This is a genomic window from Streptomyces sp. NPDC059224 (genome assembly GCF_042754285.1).
GTDB lineage: Bacteria > Actinomycetota > Actinomycetes > Streptomycetales > Streptomycetaceae > Streptomyces.
Map to the genome: position 1 here is coordinate 72,487 of NZ_JBHZAN010000027.1, position 25,395 is coordinate 97,881.

Genomic DNA, 25,395 nt, shown 5'->3' on the forward strand with positions numbered 1-25,395 from the left:
ACGGAGGGGGCGGGCTCCTGTGCTCTGCCTCTCCTGTGCGTGAGCCGTGCGGGACGCCTGGATGTGGTGTGCATCGCACCCGCTTCCGGCGGAATGCCCGAACACCCCCAAAGCGCACGCTGAATTCCCAGGTGATGACCGGGAACGGACGGTCAATTTCCGGTTCTGCTCGCCCAGTTCGCGGGCGATCAGTAGCCTCTGCTCGAACACCGGATCGCCTCAGCCTTGGAGAGATACATGGAGCGTCCCGCCTGGGCCCCGCGGAGCATCGACATCTCGGTGCCGAGTGTTTCGCGTATCTACGACTACTACCTGGGTGGTTCGCACAATTTCGAGGTCGACCGGGAAGCGGCCCGCAAGGCGATGACGTACCTTCCGGGTCTGCCGAAGATCATGCAGGCCAACCGTGCCTTCATGCGGCGCGCCGTGCGCTTCGCGGTGGGCGCCGGCATCGAGCAGTTCCTGGACATCGGCTCCGGCATTCCGACCTTCGGCAACGTCCACGAGGTGGCGCAGGCGGCGCACCCCGGCGCGCAGGTGGTGTACGTCGACCACGACCCGGTGGCCGTGGCCCACAGCCAGGCCGTACTCGTGGGCAACGAGAAGGCGGACGTGGTCGCCGCGGACCTCCGCAAGCCCCAGGAGATCCTGTCGAGCCCTCAGGTGGAGCGTCTTGTCGACCTGAATCGGCCAGTGGCACTGCTCCTCGTTGCCATACTGCACTTCGTGGAAGACGCGGACGACCCGTACGGGACAGTGGCACAGCTGCGTGAGGCACTCGCGCCCGGCAGCCTGCTGATCCTCACGCATGCCTCGTACGAGGGAATCCCGCTGCCACCCGAGCGGGCCGAGAGCGCGGTGGACGTGTACAAGGACATCCGCAACCCGCTCATCATGCGCTCGCGCGACGAGATCGCCAGGTTCTTCGAGGGGTACGACATGGTGGAACCCGGACTGGTGCCGATGCCGCACTGGCGGCCGGATTCGGCGCCGGAGGACGAGGATCCGTATGCCTTCGCCGGATTCGCCGGCGTGGGGATCACGGCGTGAGCGCGGAGCCGGACGGCCCGGAGGACAGACTGCGCCGGTTCGCGACGATCTGGAGCCGGGCGGTCTTCCCGGTCACCTCGACGTCCCTGACCCGGCCCGAGTTCGAGGAGCAACTCCTGCCGCTGGCCCGCAGGTTGAGCGAGGTGCTGCTGGCGCACGGCTTCGAGGCCGGGGAGGCCCGGCAGGTGGGGGCGGCGCTGATCGACGCGCACTGCACCGACCCCGAGGCGCTCACCCGCACCCTCGACTGCGTCGACGCCTACCTCGCCCTGTACTGCGGCGGGGACGGCCCCCAGGACGAACTGCGGATGCGTTCCTCGCGGATCCAGCACGCGATGGCCGCGGGGTTCGCCCAGGCGCTGCGCGAGCGCACGCTCGCCGAGCAGGAGGCCATCGCGCAGGCCGCGTTGCGGGCCCAGGGCGTGGTCGCGCAGGCGCTGCACGCCAGCGAGGCGCGCTTCCGGGCCGTCTTCGAGGGCGCGGCGATAGGAATCTGCATCGCCGACCTGGAGGGCAACGTCCTCCAGGTCAACGGCGCGCTGCTGCGCATGTTCGGCGGCTCCGAACAGACACTGCGCGGCCGCAAGGTCATGGAGTGGGCGCATCCCGAGGACGCGCCCCAGACCTGGCGGCTCTACGAGGAACTGGTCCGGGGCGACCGCGAGCACTACCACGTCGAGAAGGCGTTCAACCGCTCCGACGGCACGGTCCTGTGGACCAACCTGACGGTCTCCCTGCTCCGGGACGCGGACGGCGAACCGCAGTACCAGCTGGCCCTCATGGAGGACACCACCGAGCGCCGGCTGCTCAACCTGCGGCTGCGCTACGAGGCCACCCACGACGCGCTCACCGGCCTGCCCAACCGCACGCTGTTCTTCGAGCGCCTGGAGAAGGCCCTGGCCGCCGGTGAGGGCCAGCGCTTCGGGCTGTGCTACCTCGACCTGGACGGCTTCAAGACCATCAACGACAGCCTGGGCCACTCGGCGGGCGACCGGCTGCTGGTGGAGGTCGCCGACCGGCTGCAGTCCTGCGCGACCGCACCCGGCGAGATGGTCGCCCGGCTCGGTGGCGACGAGTTCGTGGCGCTGACCACCGGACCGGCCACCCAGCGCGAGGTCGACGACCTCGCCGACCGCATCATGAACGCCCTCGTCACCCCGATCAGCATCGACGGCCGCGAACTCATGGTCCGCGGCTCGATCGGCATCGTGGAGGGCCCGGCGGGCGAGCGCACCCCGGCCGAGGTGCTGCGCAGCGCCGACATCACGATGTACCGGGCCAAGTCGGCGGGCGGCAACCGCTTCGAGCTGGCCGATCCGGAGGCCGACGCCCGCGCCATCACCCGGCACGGCCTGACCACCGCGCTCCCGGCCGCCCTGGACCGGGGTGAGTTCTTCATCGAGTACCAGCCGCTGGTGCATCTGGGCGACGGCAGCGTGCGCGGCGCCGAGGCGCTGGTGCGCTGGCTGCATCCGCAGCACGGCGTCCTCGGCCCGGACCGGTTCATCCCGCTCGCCGAACACACCGGCCTGATCGTGCCGTTGGGCCGCTGGGTCCTGGAGGAGTCGGTCCGGCAGGCCCGCGAATGGCGGGAGCGCTACGGCGAGCACGACGGCGCCGGCCCGCTGCGGATCAACGTCAACCTGTCGCCGTGCCAGCTCACCCACCCCGGACTGGTCCAGGACACGGTGGACATCCTGGAGCGTGCGGGCGTGGCCGCCGACGCCCTCTGCCTGGAGGTCACCGAGTCGGCCCTGATCGGCGCCGACGACGATCTCCTCAAACCCCTGCGCCGGCTCGCCGAGATGGGCGTCGACATCGCCCTGGACGACTTCGGCACGGGCTACTCCAACCTCGCCAACCTCCGCCGTCTGCCGGTGAGCATCCTCAAGCTGGACCGCTCCTTCACCCAGAGCATGCAGCAGTTCCCGGCGGACCCGGTCGACCTCAAGATCGTGGAGGGCATCGTCTCCCTGGCCCACAGCCTGGACCTCGCGGTCACGGTGGAGGGCGTGGAGACGGGCGCCCAGGCCGAGCAGCTGCGGATACTGGGCTGCGACACGGCCCAGGGCTGGTACTACGCCCGCCCGGGCCCCCCGGAGCGGCTGCACGACCTGGCCCTGGTGGACGCGACGGGCTGAGCTTTCGACGGCCGGGGCCGCGATGCCGTGAGGGGCGCCGGGGGTACCCCGGCGCCCCTCACAGCGATCTGCCACGACGGCGCGGGTGCGTTCACCTCTCCAGGAGCATCCTCTGCAGCTCCCGCGCGGCCCGCGGCGGGGCCACGTCACTGCGGTGAGCCAGGGCGATGGTCCGGTGCAGCCCCGGCCGGGCCAACGGAGTCACCCGCAGCCCCCGTCCCGACCGAGCGGCGACCATCCGAGGGACCACGGCCACCCCCAGCCCGGCCCGCACGAATCCCAGCACCGCGTCCATCTCGCCGCCCTCCACGGCGAAGCTCGGCTCGAACCCGGCGGAGCGGCAGGCCGCGACGGTCAGTTCCCGCAGGTCGTACCCGTGCCGGAACATCACCATGCGTTCCCCCTCCAGGTCGGAGACCTGTACCCCGCCCCGCCCCCGCCCGGGGGCCCTCGCCTCCGGTGAGGACACCACCACCAGGTCCTCCCGCAGCAGCTCCACCGTGGTCAGCGCGGGTGAGGCCGGCGGCAGCGGCAGCACGATCAGCGCCAGGTCCAGCGCCCCGCGCGCCAGCTCCCGTACCAGGTCGTGGGAGCCGCTCTCCTCGACCAGCAGCTGGATGCCGGGGTAGCGGTCATGGAAGGCCCGCAGCACGTCCGGCACCAGCCCGGTGCACAGACTCGGGGTCGCCCCGAGCCGTACCCGCCCGCTGCGCAGCTGCACGAGCTCCTGCACCTCGTGCCGGGCGGTGTCCGCGTCCGCGAGGATCCGCCGGGCCAGCGGCAGCAGCGCCTCACCCGCGTCGGTGAGCGTGATGTTGCCCCGGGCCCGCAGGAACAGGTCCGCCCCCAGCTCCCGCTCCAGCGCCTTGATCTGCTGGGACAGCGAGGGCTGCGCGACATGGACCAGCTCGGCGGCCCGGGTGAAGTGCCGGGTCTCCGCCACGGCGACGAAGTACTGAAGCTGTTGGAACTGCATGGTGAAACGATAGCTCCAGGCTATGGAATCAAGGTGGACCATGTCTTGGACCGATCGGCTGGTCCGGCCCTACCGTCGTCGCCATGGCTCTGGCAACGCGGACGGACCGACGGCCGTCCATGGCACGCACGATGTGGGACAGCTCCGTCGGCAAGAAGACCGTGATGGCCGTCAGCGGCGTGGTCATGCTGCTGTACCTGGTCGCGCACGTGATCGGGAACCTGAAGATCTTCTTCGGCGCGGGCGAGTTCAACCACTACGCCCACTGGCTGCGCACCGTGGGCGAACCCTTCATGCACTACGAGTGGACGCTCTGGCTCATCCGGGTCGCCCTGGTCGTCGCCGTGGTCGCCCACGCCACGTCCGCGTACCAGCTCAGCCGCCGGGACATCAGGGCGCGCCCCACCAAGTACGTGCACGGCAAGCCCCGGGCCACCTACGCCACCCGCACCATGCGCTGGGGCGGGATCATCCTCGCCCTGTTCATCGTCTGGCACATCCTGGACCTGACCACCGGCACCGTGCACTCCGGCGGCTTCCAGGAGGGCCACCCGTACCAGAACGTCGTGGACACCTTCTCCACCTGGTACGGCAACGTCATCTACATCGTCGCGATGCTCGCGCTCGGGCTGCACGTCCGGCACGGCTTCTGGAGCGCCGCCCAGACCCTCGGCGTCGGCAGCCGCACCCGCGACCGCTTCCTCAAGGCCACGGCCGACGTCCTCGCACTGCTGCTCACGGCCGGCTTCATCGCCGTACCCGTGGGAGTCATGACCGGAGTGGTGAGCTGAACATGACCGACTACGTGAACTACACCACCGGCGAGCCCGTCACCGACGGCAAGGCACCCTCCGGACCGGTCCACGAGCGCTGGGACAAGCGCCGTTTCGAGGCCAAGCTGGTCAACCCCGCCAACCGGCGCAAGCACACCGTGATCGTCGTCGGCACCGGTCTCGCGGGCGGTTCCGCCGGCGCCACGCTCGCCGAACAGGGCTACCACGTCGTGCAGTTCTGCTACCAGGACTCCCCGCGCCGCGCCCACTCCATCGCCGCGCAGGGCGGGATCAACGCGGCGAAGAACTACCGCAACGACGGCGACTCCGTCCACCGGCTGTTCTACGACACCGTCAAGGGCGGCGACTTCCGGGCCCGGGAGTCCAACGTCCACCGCCTCGCGCAGATCTCCGTCGAGATCATCGACCAGTGCGTGGCGCAGGGCGTACCGTTCGCACGGGAGTACGGCGGCCTGCTCGACACCCGGTCCTTCGGCGGCGTCCAGGTCTCCCGCACCTTCTACGCCCGCGGGCAGACGGGCCAGCAGCTGCTCCTCGGCGCCTACCAGGCGCTGAGCCGGCAGATCGCCGCCGGCAACGTGGAGATGCACCCGCGGACCGAGATGCTCGACGTCATCGTGGTCGACGGACGGGCCCGCGGGATCGTGGCGCGCGACCTGATCACCGGGAAGATCGACACCTACTTCGCGGACGCCGTCGTCCTGGCGAGCGGCGGCTACGGCAACGTCTTCTACCTGTCGACGAACGCCATGAACTCCAACGCCACCGCCGTCTGGCGGGCGCACCGGCGCGGCGCGTACTTCGCCAACCCGTGCTTCACCCAGATCCACCCCACCTGCATCCCGCGCACCGGCGACCACCAGTCCAAGCTCACCCTGATGAGCGAGTCGCTGCGCAACGACGGCCGCATCTGGGTGCCCAAGGCCAAGGGCGACACCCGGCCCGCGCACCAGATCCCCGAGGACGAGCGCGACTACTACCTGGAGCGCATCTACCCGTCCTTCGGCAACCTGGTCCCGCGCGACATCGCCTCCCGCGCCGCGAAGAACGTCTGCGACGAGGGACGCGGCGTCGGCCCCGGCGGGCAGGGCGTCTACCTCGACTTCGCCGACGCCATCGCGCGGATGGGGCGGGGGGCCGTCGAGGCCAGGTACGGCAACCTCTTCGACATGTACCAGCGGATCACCGACGAGGACCCGTACCAGGTGCCGATGCGGATCTACCCGGCCGTGCACTACACGATGGGCGGGCTGTGGGTCGACTACGACCTCCAGACCACCGTGCCCGGGCTGTTCGCGGTCGGTGAGGCCAACTTCTCCGACCACGGGGCGAACCGGCTCGGCGCGAGCGCGCTGATGCAGGGCCTGGCCGACGGCTACTTCGTCCTGCCGGCCACCATCAACGACTACCTGGCCCGCAACCCCCACCAGGAGGCGGTGACCGACGGCCACCCCGTCGTCCAGGAGGTGCTCGCCGAGACCGAGGACCGGCTGAACCTGCTGCTGTCCGTCGACGGTGACCGCACCCCGGACTCCTTCCACCGTGAACTCGGCGAACTGATGTGGGAGTTCTGCGGCATGGCCCGCACCGACGCGGGACTGCGCAAGGCGCTGGAGCGCATCCCGCAGATCCGGGAGGAGTTCTGGCGCCGGATCAAGGTGCCGGGAACCGGCGAGGAGTTCAACCAGTCCCTGGAGAAGGCCAACCGCATCGTCGACTACCTGGAGCTGGCCGAGCTGATGTGCCTCGACGCGTTGCACCGCGCCGAGTCCTGCGGCGGCCACTTCCGGGAGGAGTCCCAGACCCCGGACGGCGAGGCCGCCCGCCGGGACGACGAGTTCTCCTACGCGGCCGCCTGGGAGTTCACCGGCACCGGGGACGCCCCCGTGCTGCACAGGGAAGACCTGGTCTTCGAGTACGTCCACCCCACCCAGCGGAGCTACGCATGAGGCTCACCCTGCGCGTCTGGCGGCAGAAGAACGCCGACGCCGACGGCGCGATGTCCACCTACGAGGTGGACGGCATCTCGTCGGACATGTCCTTCCTGGAGATGCTCGACACCCTCAACGAGGAACTCATCCTGCGCGGTGAGGACCCGGTCGCCTTCGACCACGACTGCCGTGAGGGGATCTGCGGCGCCTGTTCCCTGGTGATCAACGGGGACGCGCACGGCCCGGAGCGCACCACCACCTGTCAGCTGCACATGCGGTCCTTCAAGGACGGCGACACGATCGACATCGAGCCGTGGCGGGCCTCCGCCTTCCCGGTGATCAAGGACCTGGTGGTGGACCGGTCGGCGTTCGACCGGATCATCCAGGCCGGCGGCTACATCACCGCGCCGACCGGCGCCGCGCCGGAGGCGCACGCCACCGCGGTCCCGAAGGCCGACGCCGACTTCGCCTTCGAGCACGCGGAGTGCATCGGATGCGGGGCCTGCGTGGCGGCCTGCCCGAACGGGGCCGCGATGCTGTTCACCTCGGCCAAGATCAACCACCTGAACGTGCTGCCGCAGGGGGCACCCGAGCGGGAGACACGGGTGCTGGACATGGTGGCGCAGATGGACGACGAGGGCTTCGGCGGCTGCACGCTGACGGGAGAATGCGCGACCGCCTGCCCGAAGGGCATTCCGCTCATGTCCATCACCAGTATGAACAAGGAGTGGCTGCGGGCCACCCGGAAGGCCGGGAAGCGGTAGCGCCGCAGGAGGCGCGTAGATGAACGTTCGCCGACAAGCGCGGACGAGCGGGGCCGGGGCCGGTGCTCCCCGGCCCCGTTTCGGCGTTCACCGACCGTGGTGCCAAGGGCGCGCAACGGCCCGTCCGGGTCACGGTAGCGTTGCCTCAGCGCGTCCATCAGGACACGCGCGGGGGTGAGTCACCCCCCGAATCCCGGCATTCAGCAGCCGCACATCCACGGGTCCCGCGCACGTCACGCCGAGTCCAGCCTGCCAAGGAAGAAAGCAGGTGCAGATTTCCTCAGCTACCGCTCGGCGCAGGAGACCTCCATGCCCGCCATGCCCGCCTCACCCCCTGCTCTCGCCGCCCCGACCGGGGACTCCGGCTATCTGGTACAGCTCGCCCGCGACGAGGACGACGTCCGCGCCGCGCAGCGACTGCGCTACCAGGTGTTCGCCGGAGAGATGGGCGCCCGGCTCGACGGGCCGGAACCGGGTCTGGACGTGGACGCCTTCGACGCGTTCTGCGACCACCTCCTGATCCGGGAAGCCCTGACCGGCGAGGTCGTCGGCACCTACCGACTGCTGCCGCCCGAGCGCGCCGCCGTCGCCGGCCGTCTCTACTCCGAGGGCGAGTTCGACCTCGGCCCGCTCGCCGGCATCCGCCCCAACCTGGTCGAGGTCGGCCGCTCCTGCGTGCACCCCGCCCACCGCGACGGCGCCGTGATCGGCCTCATCTGGGCCGGCATAGCCCGGTACATGGTGGACCGCGGCCACGAGTGGCTGGCCGGCTGCTGCTCCGTCCCGCTCGCCGACGGCGGCGCCCTCGCGGCCGCCACCTGGGAGCGGGTGCAGGCCAAGCACCTGGCCCCGGAGGAGCTGCGGGTACGACCGCTGCGCCCCTGGGTGCCCGAGGGCCCGGCCCCGGAGGGCCGCGCCGAACTGCCCGCGCTGCTCCGCGGCTATCTGCGGCTCGGCGCCTGGGTGTGCGGCGAGCCCGCGCACGACCCCGACTTCGGGGTCGCCGACATGTACGTCCTGCTGTCGATGCGCCGGGTCAACGCGCGCTATCTGCGGCACTTCCTCTCGCTCGTCCCGGCCTGATGAGCGTCTGGCTGCCCAGCGCGCCGTGCACCCCCGGCGCCTGCGTGGAGTCCGCGAGGTCCCTCGCGGCCCTGCCGCGCGCCGTGCTGCGGTTCACCGCGGTCCTGGCCCTGATCGTCGTCGCCGTCGTGCTGCTCCCGCTCGGCGGGCGGATCCCCACCTCGTGGGTGCGGCGGTTCTCCCGCCTGGTCGTCCTGGCCGCCGGGGTCCGGATCCGGACCACCGGCCGTGCCCCGGCCACCGGCGGGGTGCTCCTCGTCGCCAACCACATCTCCTGGATGGACATCCCGCTGCTCGCCGCCGTACGGCCCGCTCGGATGGTCGCCAAGAAGGAGATCCGCGACTGGCCGGTGGCCGGCGCGCTGGTGGCCGGCGCCGGGGCGCTGTTCATCGACCGGGACCGGCTGCGCGCGCTGCCGGACACGGTCGGCCGGATCGCCGGCGCGCTGCGGGAGGGCGCCGCGGTGGTCGCCTTCCCCGAGGGCAGCACCTGGTGCGGCCGGGCCCAGGGCCGGTTCCGCCGGGCCGTGTTCCAGGCAGCCCTGGACGCCGGCGCCCCCGTGCAGCCGGTGCGGCTGCACTACCGGCTGGAGGCGGGCGAGGCGAGCACCGTGCCCGCCTACGTCGGCGAGGACACCCTGCTGGCCTCCGTGTGGCGCGTGGTGTCCACCCGTGGCCTGGTGGCCGAGGTGGACATACGGCCGCTGATACCGGCCGGCAGCCACCCGGACCGTCGCGCCCTCGCCCGCGCCGCCCAGCCGGCGACCCATGAGCCGGCCTGGACCCACGCGGCCCTGGTGAGCCCAGGCAGGAGCGTCCCGTGGCCGGCCTCCCAGCGGGGCCTGAGCAAGTCGACGCCCCAGGTGTATTGATCACGAGCGTTGTTGACACCGGCGGGTCTTGAACATGGCGAAGACCTCCGGTGTGGTGGAGGTGCCGAGTCCTCACCGCACGGAGGTCTTGGTGTCCCACCATAATGCCCGGCTGACCGTTCACGGCAGGCGGCTGCTGGTCGAACGTGTCTGTTCGGGGCGTCCGGTTGCGCATGTCGCGGCCGAGACGGGCGTCTGGCAGAGGCGGGGTCTGCCACGCCTGGGAGCGTCAGGGCAGGGACCGGGACAGATAAGGCGCGGTGACACTGCCCCCGGCCCGCGCGACCTCGGCCGGCGGGCCCGCCGCGACGATCCGGCCTCCCCGGTCCCCGCCGCCCGGCCCCAGGTCGATCACCCAGTCCGCGCCCGCCACCACCGCCATGTCGTGCTCGACCACCACGACCGTGTGCCCGGCGTCCACCAGTCCGTGCAACTGACGCATCAGCACCTCGACATCGGCCGGATGCAGGCCCGTCGTCGGCTCGTCGAGGAGGTACAGGGTGTGTCCGCGCCGCCCGCGCTGCAACTCACTGGCCAGCTTGATCCGTTGGGCCTCGCCACCGGACAGCTCCGTCGCGGGCTGGCCCAGCCGCAGATAGCCGAGCCCCACGTCGAGCAGGGTTCCCAGACTGCGCGCCACCGCCGGGGTGTCCGCGAAGAATTCCGCGGCGCTCTCCACGGTCAGGTCGAGCACCTCGGCGATGTTCCGCCCCCGGTAAGGCACTTCGAGCGTCCCGGGGTTGTAGCGGGCCCCACCGCAGTCCGGGCAGGGCGCGTAGGTGCTGGGCAGGAACAGCAGCTCCACACCGACGAAACCCTCGCCCTGGCAGGTCTCGCAGCGCCCTCCGGCCACGTTGAAGGAGAACCGCCCCGCGCCGAAGCCGCGCTCCCGCGCTTCGTCGGTGGCCGCGAACACCTTCCGTACGACGTCGAACAGGCCGGTGTAGGTGGCCAGGTTGGAGCGCGGGGTACGGCCGATCGGCTTCTGGTCGACGAAGACCAGGCGGCCGACGCCGTCCAGTTCCTCGGTGATCTCGCCGATCAGCGTCGACTTGCCCGAGCCGGACACTCCGGTGACGGCGGTGAGGACACCGAGCGGGAACCGGGCGGTGACCGCCCGCAGGTTGTGCCGGGTGACCGGACCGACCCGCAGCCACCCGGCGGCAGCGCGCGGCCGGCGGGCCGGGGCGGGCTCCGCCGCGAACAGGTAGCGGGCGGTGGCGGACTCCGCGACGCCGGCCAGCTGCGCCACCGGCCCGCTGTGCAGCACCCGCCCGCCGTGCTCGCCGGCGCCCGGGCCCACCTCCACCAGCCAGTCGGCGCCGCGCACCACGTCCAGGTGGTGCTCCACGACGAACACCGAGTTCCCGGCCTGCTTCAGCCGCGCCAGCACCGTCAGCAGCGCCTCCGTGTCCGCCGGGTGCAGACCGGCCGACGGTTCGTCCAGGACGTAGACGACACCGAAGAGCCCGGAGCGCAACTGCGTCGCCAGGCGCAGGCGTTGGAGTTCGCCCGCGGAGAGTGTGGGGGTCGCCCGGTCCAGGCTCAGGTAGCCGAGGCCGAGTTCGGCGACCGGGGCGATACGGGCGGTGAGATCCTCGGTGAGCACCCGCGCGGTCTCCGTCGAGGAGCCGTCGAGCAGCCCGGCGAGCTCGGTCAGGGGAACGGCCGCCAGATCGGCGATCGTCCGGCCCCCGAAGGTCACGGCGAGTGCCTCGGGCCGCAGTCTGCTGCCTCCGCACACCGGACAGGGCGCACTCGTCAGGAACCGCTCCGCCCTCGCCCGCAGCGCCGGGCTCCTGGAGTCCGAGAAGGTCTTCATGACGTACCGGCGGGCGCTCATGTACGTGCCCTGGTAGGGCCGTTGGATGCGGTCGGCGTCCCGGACGGGGTGCACGGTGACCACCGGCTGCTCGTCCGTGAAGAGGATCCACTCGCGTTCCCCGGCGGGCAGTTCACGCCAGGGCCGGTCCACGTCGTGGCCGAGCGCGTCCAGGACGTCCCGCAGGTTCTTGCCCTGCCAGGCTCCGGGCCAGGCGGCGATCGCGCCCTCCCGGATGGACAGCGACGGGTCGGGGACCAGCGACTCCTCGGTCGTCCGGTGGACCCGGCCGAGGCCGTGGCACTCCGGGCAGGCACCCACCGCCGTGTTGGGGGAGAACGCGTCGGAATCGAGCCGCTCCGCGCCGGGCGGATAGTCCCCGGCACGCGAGAAGAGCATGCGCAGGGAGTTGGAGAGGTTGGTGAGCGTCCCGACCGAGGAACGGGAGGTCGGGGCCGAGCGGCGCTGCTGGAGCGAGACCGCCGGCGGCAGCCCGCTGATCTCACCGACCTTCGGCGCCCCCACCTGGTGGATCAGCCGGCGCGCGTACGGGGCGACCGACTCGAAGTAGCGTCGCTGGGCCTCGGCGTAGATGGTGCCGAACGCCAGGGACGACTTCCCCGAGCCGGACACACCGGTGAAGACGGCCAGCACGTCCCGGGGGACGTCCACGTCGACGCCCTTGAGGTTGTGCTCACGGGCGCCACGGACGCGGACGTAGGGATCGTGGGGGATGTGCATCGGGGGGAGGCTCCGTACGGACGACTCGCCGGGCAGGAATGGACAAACCCCGCGAGTCTAGTCCGTGCGGTGTCTCAGGGCCGCGGAGGGTCGTTCCGGTTCCGCTCCTGGTCGATGTAGTCGCCGGCCTTCCGCTGGCCCATGTCGACCTGGGACTGGTACTTGTTCCCGGTCCGCTGGTCGATCGTGTCGCCGCCCTTTTCGACGCCCTGTTTGGCCTGGTCCTCATGGCCCTTGAGCATCCCCTTGAGCTTGTCCAGCATGGACATGGCAGCCCTCCTCGCTGCTTGAGGCTTCCCCACCAGCGTCACCGGCCCCGGCCCGGTCCGCATCTCGGCGGGCGTCCCCGTGCGGGTCCGGCGCGCCTGTGCCAGGTTGGAACATGCGGAATCCCGCCGACCGCAGAGCTGATCGCAGAAAGGCCCGGGCCCCATGACTTCTCCCGGTTTCGGATTCGGACGCACTCCCTTCGAGGACTTCGACGAGCTGATGTCCCGGTTCTTCGGCGGATCCGGACCGGGCGCCCCGGCCCGCCGCCCGCAGCGCGTCGACATCGGGAGCCTGCTCTCCGAGCGGGCGCGCGAACTGGTGGCCGAGGCCCGCGAGCTCGCCGGCGCCGAGGGCAGCGAGGAGCTGGACGCCAGACAACTGCTGGCCGCCGCCACCACCCACGACTCCACCCGGCGGCTGCTCACCGAGTCGGGCGCGGACCCCGACCAGCTCCGCGAGCGGCTCACCGCGGGCCACGGCGGCGGGGAGAGGACGGAGCCCACCACCCTCACCCCGGCCGCCAAGCGTGCTCTGCTCGACGCCTACCAGATCTCCCGCGCCGAGGGCGCCTCCTACATCGGCCCCGAGCACCTGCTGCGCGCGCTCGCGGCGAACCCGGAGTCGACCGCCGGGCGGGCGCTCGCCGAGAGCGGCTGGGAGCCCACCCGGATGCCGGCCGAGGGCACGGCGGAGCGGAAGGCGCCCAGCACCACGCCGACGATCGACGAGTACGGCCGTGATCTCACCGAGGACGCCCGGGCGGGCCGCCTGGACCCGGTGATCGGGCGGGACGACGAGGTCGAGCAGACCATCGAGGTGCTCTCCCGGCGCGGCAAGAACAACCCCGTCCTGATCGGCGACCCCGGTGTCGGCAAGACCGCCATCGTCGAGGGCATCGCGCAGCGGATCGTCACCGGCGACGTGCCCAAGACCCTCGAAGGCAAGCGGCTGGTCTCCCTCGACCTGGCCGGCATGGTGGCCGGCACCAAGTACCGGGGCGAGTTCGAGGAGCGGCTGAAGAAGCTCCTCGACGAGGTCCGCGAGCACAGCGATCAACTGGTGCTGTTCCTGGACGAGTTGCACACCGTGGTCGGTGCCGGCGGGGGTGGTGAGGGGTCCCTGGACGCGGGCAACATCCTCAAGCCCGCGCTCGCCCGGGGCGAGTTGCACCTGATCGGCGCGACCACGATCGACGAGTACCGCAAGCACATCGAGAAGGACGCGGCCCTGGAACGCCGGTTCGCGCCCATCCTGGTCGGTGAGCCCAGCGTCGACGACACCATCGAGATCCTGCGCGGACTGCGCGACCGTTACGAGGCCCACCACCAGGTCCGGATCACCGACGAGGCGGTCGTCGCGGCCGCCGAGCTCTCCGACCGGTACATCACCTCCCGCTTCCTGCCGGACAAGGCGATCGACCTGATGGACCAGGCCGCCGCCCGGGTCCGGCTGCGTTCGAAGACCCCGCCCACCGACACCCGGGACATCGAGGACCGGATCGCCGCCCTGAGCCGGGAGAAGGACCAGGCGGTCGCCGACGAGGAGTACGAGCGCGCCAAGGACCTCCGCGACCGGATCAGGGAGACCGAGGCCGAACTGGCGCAGGAGGGCACGGACGACGAGCACGCGCCGAAGGTCACCGCCGAGGACATCGCCGAGGTCGTCTCCCGCACCACCGGCATCCCGGTCGCCCAGCTCACCGAGGAGGAGCGGGAGCGGCTGATCAAGCTGGAGGAGCACCTGCACGAGCGGGTCGTGGGCCAGGACGAGGCGATCACCGCCGTCGCCCGCGCGGTCCGCCGTGCCCGGGCCGGTATGAGCGACCCCAACCGTCCGGTGGGCAGCTTCCTCTTCCTGGGCCCGACCGGTGTCGGCAAGACCGAGCTGGCCCGCGCCCTGGCCGCCGCCCTCTTCGGCGACGACACCCGCATGATCCGCCTGGACATGAGCGAGTTCCAGGAACGCCACACGGTATCCCGGCTGGTCGGCGCCCCGCCCGGGTACGTCGGCCACGAGGAGGCCGGCCAGCTCACCGAGGCGGTGCGCAGGCAGCCGTACGCCGTACTGCTCCTCGACGAGGTGGAGAAGGCGCACCCGGACGTCTTCAACACCCTGCTCCAGCTCCTCGACGACGGCCGCCTCACCGATGCCCAGGGCCGTACCGTCAACTTCAAGAACACCGTCGTCATCATGACGTCGAACATCGGCGCCGACCGTATCCTGGCCGCCGGTACCGAGGACTACACCAAGGTCCGCGACGCCGTGATGCCGGCCCTCCAGCAGCACTTCCGGCCGGAGTTCCTCAACCGCATCGACGAGATCATCGTCTTCCGCGGCCTTGACCGCACCCAACTGCGCCAGATCGTCGACCTGTTGCTGGAACACACCAGGCGCCGCCTGCACGGCCAGGAGGTCGGCCTCGAAGTCACCGACGCGGCCGCGGGGCTGCTCGCCAACCTCGGGCACGAACCCGACTTCGGCGCCCGCCCGCTGCGCCGCACCATCCAGCGCGAGGTGGACGACCGCCTCGCCGACCTGCTGCTGTCCGGCCAGCTGACGGCGGGCGACAGGGCCGTGGTGGACGCGGCCGACGGTGAGATCGTGATCCGCTCCGACCACCCGGCCGAGGTCTGATCAGGCGTTCACGATCTGGGCCAGCCGCCGGTACGAGTCCAGCAGGGCCGCACGGTCGTACGTGCTGGTGGTGACCAGGACCTCGTCGGCGGCGGTCTCCTTCAGGACCGTCTCCAGCTCGTCCGCGACCTGGTCCGCGGTGCCGGCCAGATGCCCGGAGAGTCCGGACTCGTAGAAGCCGCGCTCCTTCGCGGTCATCGCCCTGCCCTCGGCCGCCTCGGCCGGGGGCAGCGGCGGGAAGGTGCCGTGGGTGCGGGAGTACGCCATCGACCAGGCCTCCGGGACGAGCAGCCGGCGAGCCGCCTCGGGGGTACCGGCGACGGCGACGGTCCCGGAGACCACGACGTAGGGCTCGGCCGCCCAGGGCGAGGGGCGGAAGCGGTCGCGGTAGTGGTCGATGCCCCGGAGCATCCGCTCCCGGTTGCGCAGGTCGCCGATGACCATCGGCAGCCCGGTGCGGGCCGCGATCTCCGCGCCCTCGCCCATGGCCAGTACGAACGGCGGCACCCGCAGCCCCTCGGCCGGGCGGGCCCGTACCCCGGTCGGCGAAGTGCCCTCGAACCAGCCGAGCAGTTCGCCGAGTTGCGCCGCGAAGTCCTCGGCGTCGTCCTTGCCGCGCCCGAGCGCCCTGCGGACCCCGTCGGTGAAACCCACCGACCGGCCCAGGCCCATGTCGATCCGCCCGGGGAACAGCGACTCCAGCACCCCGAACTGCTCGGCCACGACCAGGGGCCGGTGGTTGGGCAGCATGACCCCGCCGGTGCCCACGCGGACGGTGCGGGTGGCGGCGGCGACGGCGGCGGCCAGCACGGTCGGCGCCGAACCGGCGACCCCGGGCACCCCGTGGTGCTCCGACACCCAGAACCGGTGGAATCCGAGTGCCTCCACCTCCCGCGCCAGCGCCACGGTGTCCCGCAGTGCCGCACCGGGGGTGTGCCCCTCCCTGGTGCGGGAGCGGTCGAGGACGGAGAACCGGGTCCGGGCGATCAGCGCGTTCACAGAGGGTTCAACACCGCGACGGCCCCAGGATTCCCGCCGGCGCCCAGCCCCGCCGGCGCCCGGCTAGGGTTGCCGCGTGGCCGAGAGCAGCAAGCGTCCGATCGCCGTGTTCGACATCGACAACACCCTCGCCGACACCGCGCACCGGCAGCGGTTCCTGGAGCGCAGCCCCCGGGACTGGGACGCGTTCTTCGCGGCCGCGCCGCACGATGCGCCGCTCGCGGAGGGGATCGCGCTGGCCGTGGCGACCGCGCGGGAGTGCGAGATCGTCTATCTCACCGGACGGCCGGACCGCTGCCGGCGCGACACCCTGGACTGGCTGGCCGCCCAGGGGCTGCCCGAGGGCCGGGTGCACATGCGGCGCGACGCCGACCGCAGGCCCGCCCGGCGCACCAAACTGGAGATCCTGCGCCGCCTCGCCGAACGGCGTGCGGTCCGGGTCCTGGTCGATGACGACGAGCTGGTGTGCGACGACGCCGAACGGGCCGGGTTCACCGTGGTGCGGGCCCGCTGGGCCGACCGCTCGGCCGCGCTGGAGCAGGCCCAGGAGGGGGAGGGGCGGACCTGAGCCACCCGGGCGGACCCGAACTCCGCGCGGCCGGGGTCCGGCAGGCGTCAGTCCTCGTCGTCGATGCGGAAGCCCACCTTCAGGCCCACCTGGTAGTGCTCGATCTGTCCGTTCTCGATCTGGCCCCTGACCTGCGTCACCTCGAACCAGTCCAGGTTGCGCAGGGTCTGGCCGGCGCGTGCGACACCGTTGCGGATGGCTTGGTCGATGCCCTCGGTGGAGGTGCCGACGATCTCGGTGACCCGGTAGGTGTGGTTCGGCATCGGGATGCTCCTCTCGTCGTCACTCCAAGGTCCCGCATCCGGACGCCGGGCGCGAGGCGTCGGCGATCGGGTCACCGGCGGCGAAGGGGCCGCCGGTGCCGAACACGAGCCGTGCGAAGTTCTCGGCGATGCGCCGGTGCCCCGCCGGATCGGGATGGATCTCGTCGGGCAGCGGGAACTGCGCGTACTCCCGCTCGCCGTACAGGTCACGGCCGTCCAGGTGGTACAGATGCGGGTCGTCGGCCGCGCGCTGTGCGACGATCCGGGCGAGTTCGGCGCGGATGACGTTGAGCGTCAGGCGCCCGGCGGCGCTTTCGGCCGGATCACCGGTCGCCCTGAACCGCAGGGTGCCGCCGTCGAAGTCGGGCGCGAGCGGTCCCGGGGTGTCCTCCTGGACCGGGCACAGGAGGGCGGACACGACCAGCAGCGGTGTGGTCGGGTGCCCCTCGCGCAGGGTGTCGAGGAAGCCGTGCACCGCCGGGGTGAAGGTGCGCAGGCGCATCGCGTCGGCGTTGACGAGGTTGATGCCGATCTTCAGGCTGATCAGGTCCGCGGGGGTGTCCCGCATCGCGCGCGCGGTGAACGGGTCCAGCAGCGCGCTGCCGCCGAACCCCAGGTTCACCAGGTCCACTTCGCCCCGGGCGGCCGCCAGGGCGGGCCAGGTGGCGGTCGGATGCGTGGCGTTGGAGCCGTGGCTGATGGAACTGCCGTGGTGCAGCCACACCCTGCGCCCGCTGTCCGGCGCCCGCTCGACGGGGGCGTCGGTGCGCAGCACGATCAGCTCGGTGACCTCCGTGTGCGGAAGCCAGATCTCGACGCTCTTGTCACCGGCGGGCAGGCCGGTGAACCGGGCCGTGCCGGCCGGCCCCTCCGTCAGCTCGGCGGACTGGGTGAACATGTCGGTGATCGTGTACACGTTGCCGCCGGTCACCGTGGCCTGGGCCGTGAGGCGGCCGTCGACCAGCAGGTCGTACACGCCGTCCGGCGGGGCCGGCAGCCCTCGGTACACCCGTTTGGTGGGCCGTGTGTCCAGTTCGACCGTGGTGGCCCGGGTACGGAAGGCCAGCCGCACGCCGGAGGGCTGGGCCTCGGCCAGGGTCAGCTGGGCGTCCGGGATCTGCCGGCGCGCCCGGGTGGGCAGCCGGTGCGGCAGCAGGCCGAGCGCGGTCGTCTCCACGTCGAGGAAGCCGCGCAGCAGGTCCACGGTGACGGGTGTGGTGATCCAGTCGTGTTCGGCGTTCATCGCCTCAGCCCGTCGAGGTGTGTGTGGGGGTGGCCCGGCTCCGCAGCAGGGTGTCCAGGGAGTCCACGATCCAGGCCCACGACTCCCGCGCGTCCGGGGCGCTGTGCTCGAAGCCCCCGGCCAGTTCCAGGCTGACGTAGCCGTGGAAGACGCTGCCCAGCATCCGGACGGCGTGGGTCTGGTCGGGTTCTGTCAGGTCGTAGCCGCGCAGGATGGCCCGTGTCATCTGGGCGTGCCGCACCCCGGCACTGGCGGCCGCCGTCTCGGGATCGAGCCGGAACCGGGCGGCGTCGTAGCGGCCCGGGTGGTCACGGGCGTAGTCGCGGTAGGCGTCCGCGAAGGCGGCCAGGGCGTCCTTGCCGGCCCGTCCGGCCAGGGCGTCGGCGACCCGGTCGGCGAGTTCCTCCAGCGCGAACAGGGCGATCCTGGTCCGGAGTTCCTGGGAGTTCTTCAGGTGCGAGTACAGACTCGCGACCTTGACGTCGAACCGCCGGGCGAGTGCCGAGACGGTCACCTGGTCGAAGCCGACCTCGTCGGCCAGCTCGGCCCCGGCCACGGTCAGCCGTTCCGGGGTCAGCCCTGCTCTAGCCATAACCTTCCTCCTGTCCAGCGGTAACCATAATGCATTTGCCTAAAGCCTATAGGCAAATTAGCCTGCCGCTCATGAGACCCCTGAACGAGCGGGAGATCCGCGCCGCCTTCGTGAACTGCACCAAGGGCGAGGCCAAGCGGCTGACCGTCCCCCACGACCTGGCCGACCGGCCCTGGGACGACCTGGACTTTCTCGGCTGGCGGGACCCCCAGGCGCCTGACCGGGCCTACCTGGCCGTCGAGCTGGACGGACGCCCGGTGGCCCTGGCCCTGCGCTCCTCCGGCGCCGCCTCCTGGCAGACCCGGCGCAGCATGTGCTCGATCTGTCTGACCACCCATACCGGAGGCGTCTCGCTGATGGTCGCCGCGAAGGCCGGCAAGGCCGGGCAGCAGGGCAATTCCGTGGGTGTCTACCTGTGCAGCGACCTCGCCTGCCCGCTGTACGTGCGGGGCAGGAAGGACGCGGGCGCCGGCTCCCGTCTGCCCGAGTCGCTCACCCTGGAGGAGAAGGTCCGGCGGACCGTCGCCAACCTCGCGGCGTTCGTCGCCAGGGTCACGGCCTGAGGGGCGGTGACCCTGCGGGCCTTGACCCTGCGTATTGGTCCATACCAAAATCCCGTACACCCGTACGAGCCACCGTGCTCGTCCCCCACGTCGGGCCATTTCCCCTGTCCGCCAGACAGAACAGGAACCCCCTCGTGAGACGTCGACGCCCGCTCGCCCTCGTCTGTGTGTCCGCCGCCCTGCTCGGCGCCTGTGGCGTCCTGCCGGGCGGATCGGGCGGGCGGCACACCGTCACGGTGTGGCTGATGCAGAACAGCGCCTCCCAGGAGTTCCTGCGCCGGTTCACCGCGGACTTCGAGCGCACCCACAAGGACATCCGCCTCGACATCCGTGTCCAGCAGTGGACCGGGATCGTGGACAAGGTGCAGGCGGCACTCAGGTCCGACTCCGCGGACGCCCCCGACGTCATCGAGGTCGGCAACACCCAGGTCCCGCAGTACGTCGAGGGCGGCCGGCTCACCGACCTCACCCTGGAGTCGATGCGGGACTGGGGCAAGGAGCACTGGCTGCCCGGCCTCGCCGAACCAGGCCGGGACGACTCCCGCCAGTACGGCATCCCCTGGTACGCGGCCAACCGCGTGGTCATCTACCGCAAGGACCTCTTCAGGAAGGCCGGCATCACCTCGCCGCCCAGGACCCGCGACGAGTGGCTGGCCGACACCGAGAAGCTCGACTCCGACGGGAACCAGGGAATCTACCTCGCCGGACAGGACTGGTACACCCTCTCCGGGTTCGTCTGGGACGAGGGCGGCGATCTCGCCGTGGAGACGGACGCCGGCTGGAAGGGCACCCTGGACAGCCCGGCCGCGCTGCGTGGGATGGACTTCTACCGGCGGCTCCAGGCCCTCGGCAAGGGGCCCGTCGGCGCCGACGAGGAACACCCGCCCCAGGCCCAGGTGTTCGCGGGTGGCCGGGTCGCCCAGCTCATCGCGGTGCCCGGCCTCGCCCAGTCCATCGTGCAGGAGAATCCCGAACTCAAGGACGAGATCGGTTACTTCCCGGTGCCGGGCCGCACCGCCGACCACCCCGGCGCCGTCTTCACCGGCGGCTCCGACCTCGTGGTGCCGCAGAACACGGATCGGCCCTACGACGCGACCGCGGTCGTCGGTTCCCTCGCCGGCGCCCAGTGGGACACCGAACTGGCCCGCACCATGAACTACGTGCCCAACAAGACCACGCTGGCCGGCGCGGTCGCCGGGTCGGAGGGGGTCGCCGCCATGGCGGCGGGCGCCGCGCAAGGGCGGGCGACCCCCCACACCCCGGACTGGCCGGCGGTCGAGGCCGACAACCCGATCAAGGGCTACATGACCAGGGTGCTCGGCGGGGCGGACCCCGGGACCGAGGCCCGCCGTGCCTCCCGCAAGATCACCGAACTGCTCGCGCCGGACCTCGGCTGAGCCGGCGGGTCAGCGGGCGACGCTCAGGGAGAGCGCGAAGCGGTCCTGCGCGTCGGTCCACCAGTTGGTCAGCTCAAGTCCGGCAGCGGCCAGTTCGGAGGTCACGCCGTCCCGCCGGAACTTCGCCGAGACCTCGGTGCGCAGTTCCTCGCCCGCCGCGAAGTCCACGGCCAGGTCGAGCGCCGGCACCTTCACGGTCTGCGCGACCCGGGAGCGCAGCCGCATCTCGATCCACTCCTCGTCCGCGTCCCACAGGGCGACATGGTCGAAGGCGCCCGGGTCGAAGTCGGCGTCCAGTTCCCGGTCGACGACGGCCAGGACGTTCTTGTTGAACTCGGCCGTCACCCCCGCCGCGTCGTCGTACGCCCGGACCAGCACGTCCTCTTCCTTGACCAGGTCGGTGCCGAGGAGCAGCGCGTCACCGGGTGTGAGCAGCCCCCGCACCGAGGCCAGGAACCGGGCCCGCTCGGCGGGCAGCAGATTGCCGATCGTGCCGCCGAGGAACGCCAGCAGCCGCGGCCCCGGGGTGTCGGGCAGGCTCATCCGGCCGGTGAAGTCGGCGATCAGGGCGTGCACGGACAGCTCCGGCCGCTCCTCGATGAGCGCCTGCCCGGCCTGTGTCAGCGCGCTCTCGCTGACGTCGACCGGGACGTACACCTCCAGGGAGGTGAGCGCGTCGATCAGCAGACGCGTCTTCTCGGAGGAGCCGGAGCCCAGCTCCACCAGGGTGCGGGCACCGCTCGCGGCGGCGATCTCACCGGACCGGGCGAGCAGGATCTCCCGTTCGGCCCGGGTCGGGTAGTACTCGGGCAACTCGGTGATCCGCTCGAACAGTTCACTGCCCCGGGCGTCGTAGAACCACTTGGGCGGCAGCGTCTTGGGGGTGGCGGTGAGGCCGTTCAGGACATCGGCGCGCAGTGCGGCGTCCGTCGCGTCCTCGGGAAGGGTGCGGGTGACACGGAGGGGACTCACGTACAGGGCTCCTTCGGGGATGCGGATGCCGGGGCCTCCACCGGGCCGTCGACCGGCGTCCCGACCGGGGCGAGGGTGACGCCCCGGCGGCTCGCGACGAGCAGCGTGCGGTCGGGGACCTCCTGCCAGCGCGGGTCGTCGTCGTACGGCTCGGAGGCGACGACGATGCGCCGGCCGGGTTCCGAGAAGTGGCTGAGGCTGTCGCCCCAGGCCGTGGCGGCGATGGTCTCGCCGTCGGTGAGCAGCAGGTTCAGCCGGGCCGCCGGGGCCGCCTCGGCGATCTGGAGAACCGTTTCGGCAAGGGCGGGGCCCAGTGGCGTGCCGGACCGCAACCGGTGCAGGACCAGCGCCCAGACGAACGCCGAGTCGGTGCGTGCCTCCATCGACAGCAGGTCCACCGGGGGCAGCAGCGGGACCAGGGACGCCATGGCCTGGGGCCAGCCGGGGATCGCCCCGTTGTGACTGAACAGCCAGCGGCCCGCGGCGAACGGTGCCGCCGCGGCCTCCGCGTCCGCACCCGCCAGCGTCGCGTCGCGTACGGCGGCCAGCAGCGCGCCGGTGCGCACCACGCGGGCCAGGTCGGCGAAGGACTGGTCGGCCCAGATCGGCCCGGCCCGCCGGTACCGGGCCGGCTGCGGGTCCCCGGCGGCGTACCAGCCGACGCCGAAACCATCGGCGTTGACCGTCCCGTAGCGCTGCCGCCGGGGCGCCCACGACTGGCGGTACAGGGAGTGTCCGGGCTCCACGAGGAGCCGGCCGAGCGGCTCCTCGGGGCCCAGGCAGGCGAGGTGGCGGCACATCAGGCGCTCTCCGCGGTACGGGCGGTGCGGAAGCCGGAGAAGATCTGCCGCCGGATCGGGTAGTCCCAGTTGCGGAACGTCCCCCGGCAGGCCACCGGGTCCACGGCGAACGAACCGCCGCGCAGCACCTTGTACTCGGGGCCGAAGAACACCTCCGAGTACTCCTTGTACGGGAAGGCGGTGAAGCCGGGGTAGGGGAGGAAGTCGCTGGCCGTCCACTCCCAGACGTCACCGATCAACTGCCGTACGCCCAGCGGCGACTCGCCCTCCGGGTAGCTGCCCGCCGGGGCGGGGCGCAGATGGCGCTGGCCGAGGTTGGCGTGCGCCGGCGCCGGTTCCGCGTCGCCCCACGGGTAGCGCCGGGACCGGTTCTCACCAGGGTGGTGCCGGGCGGCCTTCTCCCACTCGGCCTCGGTGGGCAGCCGGCGGCCGGTCCAGCGGGCGTAGGCGTCCGCCTCGTACCAGCACACGTGCAGCACCGGCTCCTCGGGTGGCACCACCTCGGTGGCCCCGAACCGGCGGCGCAGCCACTGGCCGCCCTCGCGGTGCCAGAAGTGCGGGGCGCTGATCGCGTGCTGCCGGATGTGCGCCCAGCCCTCGGGCGTCCACCAGCGTTCGTCCTCGTAGCCGCCGTCCTCGATGAACTCCAGGTACCGGCCGTTGGTCACCGGGGTGGTGTCGATCCAGTAGGGCGCCACCTCCCGCCGGTGCGCGGGACGTTCGTTGTCCAGCGCCCACGGCTCGGTGGAGGTGCCCATGATGAACGGGCCGCCGGGAACCAGTACTTCGGCCGGGCCGGTGAACGGCGGTGCCGGGTCCGGGTCCGGGGCGGTCAGGGCCTGCGGGCCCTTGCGCAGCTGATGGGTGATCAGCATCGTCTCGTCGTGCTGCTGTTCGTGCTGGGCGATCATCCCGAAGGCGAAGCCCGCCTCGGTCAGCCGGGTGCCGCCGCCGAACGCCGGGCCCTCCAGCAGGTCCAGAACCCGCCCGCGCACCTCCGCCGCATAGCGCCGGGCCTCCTCGGGCGGCAGCAGCGGCAGCGTGGGCCGTTCGGAGCGCGGGTGCTCGAAGGCGTCGTAGAGGCTGTCGATCTCGGGGCGCATCGCCTCCCGGCCGCCGACGTTGCGCAGCAGCCAGAGCTCTTCCTGGTTGCCGATGTGCGCCAGGTCCCAGACCAGTGGGGACATCAGCGGGGAGTGCTGGGCGGTGAGGTCGGGCCCCTCGACGCAGCTGGTCAGGAGCGTGGTGCGGTCCCGGGCCGTGGTCAGGGACTTCAGGGCCCGGTCGCGCAGGGTCTCGATGTCGATGTCGGTCTCGGGGGCGGTCATGCGGGGATGTCCTTCCCGTGGGCGCGGCTCGGTGTGCCGCGCAGGGGGTCCAGCAGGTCGTCGGCCGGGCAGCGGCCCCGGCGGACGTACCGGTCGGAGTACTCGGTCACGGCGGCCAGGACCTCCGGGGTCGCTCCCAGCCGGGGCAGGGCCTCCAGCGCCGCCGCGAAACAGGCGACGGCGGCCTCGTGCAGCTCCGGGTCGCGGAGCCCGGTGCGGGCCGCGTCGATCCACAGCGGATTGTGCGGAGCCGCTCGCGGCTGTGCCCGCTCGGTCAGCGGCTTCACCGTCCGGTACGCGGTCTCGGCGGCCTCCGCGTCGTCGAACAGCGCCGTCGTCACCGCCAGCGGCACGATCCAGCCGTCGTCGCCGGGCTGCGCGTCGATCATCCGCAGCTCCAGATGACCGCGCGGCCGGACCGGCGGGAACAGCGTGGTGAGGTGGTAGGCGAGATCAGCCCCGGTGGGCGATCCCGACCGGGTCCACTCCCGGAAGGTGAGCCCCTCGGGGACCTCCCAGGGACCGCCGTCGCGCCTGACGCACATCACCGGGGCGTCCAGCACGTGCCGGGCCCAGGACTCGCGCGGGTCGCCGGCCAGCGGGGGCGCTCCCGCGCGGCCCGCGCCGATCTCCATCCACAGCAGCTGCCGGGTGGAGACCCAGCCGGTGGGCCGCCCTCCCGCCAGGGGGGAGTTCGCGAAGGCGGCCACCAGGACCGGGCCCAGCTGGTGGGACAGCCACCAGCGGCGGACGTGTCCCAGCGGGCCTGGCTCCTCGTGGCCGGCGTCCAGGCAGACCTGGACGGACGCCGAGGAGCACATCATGTGCCGGCCGGCCGGGCCGGTCCGGTCCAGACAGGCCTCCATCGCGTCGTAGCGCGGCTCGCGCAGGAAACGGCGTGGCGTGTGCCAGGGTTCGTGACCGGCGCCCATGAGGCCGAGGCCCTGCCGGGCGAGGACGGTACGGACGGCGTCCAGGTCGGCGGAGACGGTACCGATGCACTCCATCAGGGAGGCGGCGGGCGGCGAGCTCAGCTCCAGCTGGCCGCCGGGTTCGACGGTGAGTGCCGACCCCAGGGGTACCGTGCGCAGTGCGGCGTAGGCCGCTTCGAGTCGTTCCGGTGTCACGCGGAGCCGCGGTCGCCGCAGCTCGTGGACCAGCCATTCCACTTCGACCCCGACCGTGCGGGGCGGGCCGGTCTTGAAGCAGATGCCCTTGACGAGGGCCTCCACCTCGGCCTCGGTGACAGCGCTGCGGTCGTCCGAGAAGTCGGTCTTCACCGACCCGTCGGTACAGTCGCCGCCGTCGGATATCGAGTCGGACATGTAGGGATCCTCCTGAGATTCCACCATGCCGCCGGCCCGGCAGTTGTTGGGTCCGGGACGGCATCGTCCGTTCCACCCAAGACCTTCGCGCCGATTCGCACAAGGGCACCTATCGGGACGTTCTGGATCGGTAACCTCTGCTTCCTCGCACGTTCCGGCACCGTTTCGGGCGCGGGAAACTCCGTTGCACCGGATTACCAGCATCGCTCAGGATGCCTGTATGAGCACGACGGGGGAGATCGCGCGGGCCGCGGTCATGGCGTCCAC

The 25,395-nt window shown here is 71.9% G+C and carries 22 protein-coding genes and 1 pseudogene; 12 read left to right on the forward strand and 11 right to left on the reverse strand.

What is annotated here, in order from left to right; genetic code table 11:
* Nucleotides 1-237: 237 nt before the first annotated feature.
* Together ACFXI4_RS28945 and ACFXI4_RS28950 are read left to right on the forward strand one after the other, a co-directional pair.
* Entirely contained in the window at nucleotides 238-1,050 is an 813-nt protein-coding gene (locus ACFXI4_RS28945) for an SAM-dependent methyltransferase (protein ID WP_384996408.1), read from the forward strand.
* Complete coding sequence (locus ACFXI4_RS28950; RefSeq protein WP_384996411.1) at nucleotides 1,047-3,191, forward strand: putative bifunctional diguanylate cyclase/phosphodiesterase; 2,145 nt, start codon at nucleotides 1,047-1,049, stop codon at nucleotides 3,189-3,191. Before ACFXI4_RS28945 ends, ACFXI4_RS28950 begins: the two co-directional genes overlap by 4 nt.
* Nucleotides 3,192-3,282: 91 nt before the next feature.
* Here ACFXI4_RS28950 and ACFXI4_RS28955 read toward each other — a convergent pair whose 3' ends face one another.
* Nucleotides 3,283-4,167, reverse strand: coding sequence for a LysR family transcriptional regulator (locus ACFXI4_RS28955; protein ID WP_384996414.1), 885 nt, complete (start codon nucleotides 4,165-4,167; stop codon nucleotides 3,283-3,285).
* 119 nt (nucleotides 4,168-4,286) lie between these two features.
* Between ACFXI4_RS28955 and ACFXI4_RS28960 the strand changes: the two genes are divergently transcribed.
* The 6 genes and pseudogenes from ACFXI4_RS28960 to ACFXI4_RS28985 all read left to right on the forward strand — a co-directional run.
* Nucleotides 4,287-4,958 carry a succinate dehydrogenase gene (locus ACFXI4_RS28960; RefSeq protein WP_362723194.1) on the forward strand — a complete coding sequence of 224 codons (672 nt, stop codon included), beginning with the start codon at nucleotides 4,287-4,289 and terminating at the stop codon, nucleotides 4,956-4,958.
* A gap of 2 nt (nucleotides 4,959-4,960) precedes the next feature.
* On the forward strand, nucleotides 4,961-6,910 hold the full coding sequence (locus ACFXI4_RS28965; RefSeq protein WP_384996417.1) for a fumarate reductase/succinate dehydrogenase flavoprotein subunit: 1,950 nt from the start codon (nucleotides 4,961-4,963) through the stop codon (nucleotides 6,908-6,910).
* Nucleotides 6,907-7,656: a succinate dehydrogenase/fumarate reductase iron-sulfur subunit gene (locus ACFXI4_RS28970; RefSeq protein WP_384996419.1), complete on the forward strand. Its 750-nt coding sequence runs from the start codon at nucleotides 6,907-6,909 to the stop codon at nucleotides 7,654-7,656. Before ACFXI4_RS28965 ends, ACFXI4_RS28970 begins: the two co-directional genes overlap by 4 nt.
* Nucleotides 7,657-7,965: 309 nt before the next feature.
* Nucleotides 7,966-8,739, forward strand: a complete 774-nt coding sequence (locus ACFXI4_RS28975; RefSeq protein WP_384996421.1) for a GNAT family N-acetyltransferase — start codon at nucleotides 7,966-7,968, stop codon at nucleotides 8,737-8,739.
* Nucleotides 8,739-9,611 carry a lysophospholipid acyltransferase family protein gene (locus ACFXI4_RS28980; protein WP_384996424.1) on the forward strand — a complete coding sequence of 291 codons (873 nt, stop codon included), beginning with the start codon at nucleotides 8,739-8,741 and terminating at the stop codon, nucleotides 9,609-9,611. The genes ACFXI4_RS28975 and ACFXI4_RS28980 overlap by 1 nt, the downstream gene beginning before the upstream one ends.
* A gap of 91 nt (nucleotides 9,612-9,702) precedes the next feature.
* Nucleotides 9,703-9,819: pseudogene (locus tag ACFXI4_RS28985) on the forward strand (IS481 family transposase); the annotation flags it as partial.
* A gap of 21 nt (nucleotides 9,820-9,840) precedes the next feature.
* Here ACFXI4_RS28985 and ACFXI4_RS28990 read toward each other — a convergent pair.
* Both ACFXI4_RS28990 and ACFXI4_RS28995 read right to left on the reverse strand, forming a co-directional pair.
* Nucleotides 9,841-12,174, reverse strand: a complete 2,334-nt coding sequence (locus ACFXI4_RS28990) for an ATP-binding cassette domain-containing protein (RefSeq protein ID WP_384996426.1) — start codon at nucleotides 12,172-12,174, stop codon at nucleotides 9,841-9,843.
* Between the two features lie 74 nt (nucleotides 12,175-12,248).
* Nucleotides 12,249-12,443 carry an antitoxin gene (locus ACFXI4_RS28995; protein WP_384996429.1) on the reverse strand — a complete coding sequence of 65 codons (195 nt, stop codon included), beginning with the start codon at nucleotides 12,441-12,443 and terminating at the stop codon, nucleotides 12,249-12,251.
* A 163-nt stretch (nucleotides 12,444-12,606) separates the two neighbouring features.
* On the opposite strand from ACFXI4_RS28995, the gene ACFXI4_RS29000 reads away from it, so the two are divergent.
* Nucleotides 12,607-15,078, forward strand: a complete 2,472-nt coding sequence (locus ACFXI4_RS29000) for an ATP-dependent Clp protease ATP-binding subunit (RefSeq protein WP_384996431.1) — start codon at nucleotides 12,607-12,609, stop codon at nucleotides 15,076-15,078.
* Here the strand turns inward: ACFXI4_RS29000 and ACFXI4_RS29005 are convergent, their stop codons facing one another.
* The gene (locus ACFXI4_RS29005; protein ID WP_384996434.1) at nucleotides 15,079-16,077 is read right to left on the reverse strand and encodes an LLM class flavin-dependent oxidoreductase; all 999 of its coding nucleotides are present in this window, start codon (nucleotides 16,075-16,077) and stop codon (nucleotides 15,079-15,081) included.
* A 76-nt stretch (nucleotides 16,078-16,153) separates the two neighbouring features.
* Here ACFXI4_RS29005 and ACFXI4_RS29010 point away from each other — a divergent pair, with 76 nt between their 5' ends.
* The gene (locus ACFXI4_RS29010) at nucleotides 16,154-16,645 is read left to right on the forward strand and encodes a hypothetical protein (protein ID WP_384996437.1); all 492 of its coding nucleotides are present in this window, start codon (nucleotides 16,154-16,156) and stop codon (nucleotides 16,643-16,645) included.
* A 47-nt stretch (nucleotides 16,646-16,692) separates the two neighbouring features.
* On the opposite strand, the gene ACFXI4_RS29015 is transcribed toward ACFXI4_RS29010, so the two are convergent.
* Genes ACFXI4_RS29015 through ACFXI4_RS29025 form a run of 3 tightly spaced genes read right to left on the reverse strand, consistent with a single transcriptional unit; the run spans nucleotide 16,693 to nucleotide 18,743 of the window.
* Entirely contained in the window at nucleotides 16,693-16,908 is a 216-nt protein-coding gene (locus tag ACFXI4_RS29015; RefSeq protein ID WP_362722408.1) for a dodecin, read from the reverse strand.
* A gap of 19 nt (nucleotides 16,909-16,927) precedes the next feature.
* Nucleotides 16,928-18,151, reverse strand: coding sequence for a GDSL-type esterase/lipase family protein (locus tag ACFXI4_RS29020; RefSeq protein WP_384996439.1), 1,224 nt, complete (start codon nucleotides 18,149-18,151; stop codon nucleotides 16,928-16,930).
* A 4-nt stretch (nucleotides 18,152-18,155) separates the two neighbouring features.
* Nucleotides 18,156-18,743 (reverse strand): TetR/AcrR family transcriptional regulator, encoded by a 588-nt coding sequence (locus tag ACFXI4_RS29025; RefSeq protein ID WP_384996441.1) that lies wholly within the window; start codon nucleotides 18,741-18,743, stop codon nucleotides 18,156-18,158.
* 71 nt (nucleotides 18,744-18,814) lie between these two features.
* Here ACFXI4_RS29025 and ACFXI4_RS29030 point away from each other — a divergent pair, with 71 nt between their 5' ends.
* Complete coding sequence (locus ACFXI4_RS29030) at nucleotides 18,815-19,306, forward strand: FBP domain-containing protein (RefSeq protein ID WP_384996444.1); 492 nt, start codon at nucleotides 18,815-18,817, stop codon at nucleotides 19,304-19,306.
* Between the two features lie 134 nt (nucleotides 19,307-19,440).
* Nucleotides 19,441-20,703: an extracellular solute-binding protein gene (locus ACFXI4_RS29035; protein WP_384996446.1), complete on the forward strand. Its 1,263-nt coding sequence runs from the start codon at nucleotides 19,441-19,443 to the stop codon at nucleotides 20,701-20,703.
* Nucleotides 20,704-20,712: 9 nt separating this feature from the next.
* Here the strand turns inward: ACFXI4_RS29035 and egtD are convergent, their stop codons facing one another.
* From egtD to egtA, 4 genes are read right to left on the reverse strand one after another with little or no spacing between them, the layout of a single operon-like run.
* The gene (gene egtD, locus ACFXI4_RS29040) at nucleotides 20,713-21,675 is read right to left on the reverse strand and encodes an L-histidine N(alpha)-methyltransferase (RefSeq protein ID WP_384996449.1); all 963 of its coding nucleotides are present in this window, start codon (nucleotides 21,673-21,675) and stop codon (nucleotides 20,713-20,715) included.
* Nucleotides 21,672-22,475: an ergothioneine biosynthesis protein EgtC gene (egtC, locus tag ACFXI4_RS29045; RefSeq protein WP_384996452.1), complete on the reverse strand. Its 804-nt coding sequence runs from the start codon at nucleotides 22,473-22,475 to the stop codon at nucleotides 21,672-21,674. Before egtC ends, egtD begins: the two co-directional genes overlap by 4 nt.
* Nucleotides 22,475-23,803, reverse strand: coding sequence for an ergothioneine biosynthesis protein EgtB (gene egtB, locus ACFXI4_RS29050; RefSeq protein ID WP_384996455.1), 1,329 nt, complete (start codon nucleotides 23,801-23,803; stop codon nucleotides 22,475-22,477). The genes egtC and egtB overlap by 1 nt, the downstream gene beginning before the upstream one ends.
* Nucleotides 23,800-25,128, reverse strand: coding sequence for an ergothioneine biosynthesis glutamate--cysteine ligase EgtA (gene egtA / locus ACFXI4_RS29055; RefSeq protein ID WP_384996458.1), 1,329 nt, complete (start codon nucleotides 25,126-25,128; stop codon nucleotides 23,800-23,802). Before egtA ends, egtB begins: the two co-directional genes overlap by 4 nt.
* Between the last annotated feature and the right edge of the window lie 267 nt (nucleotides 25,129-25,395).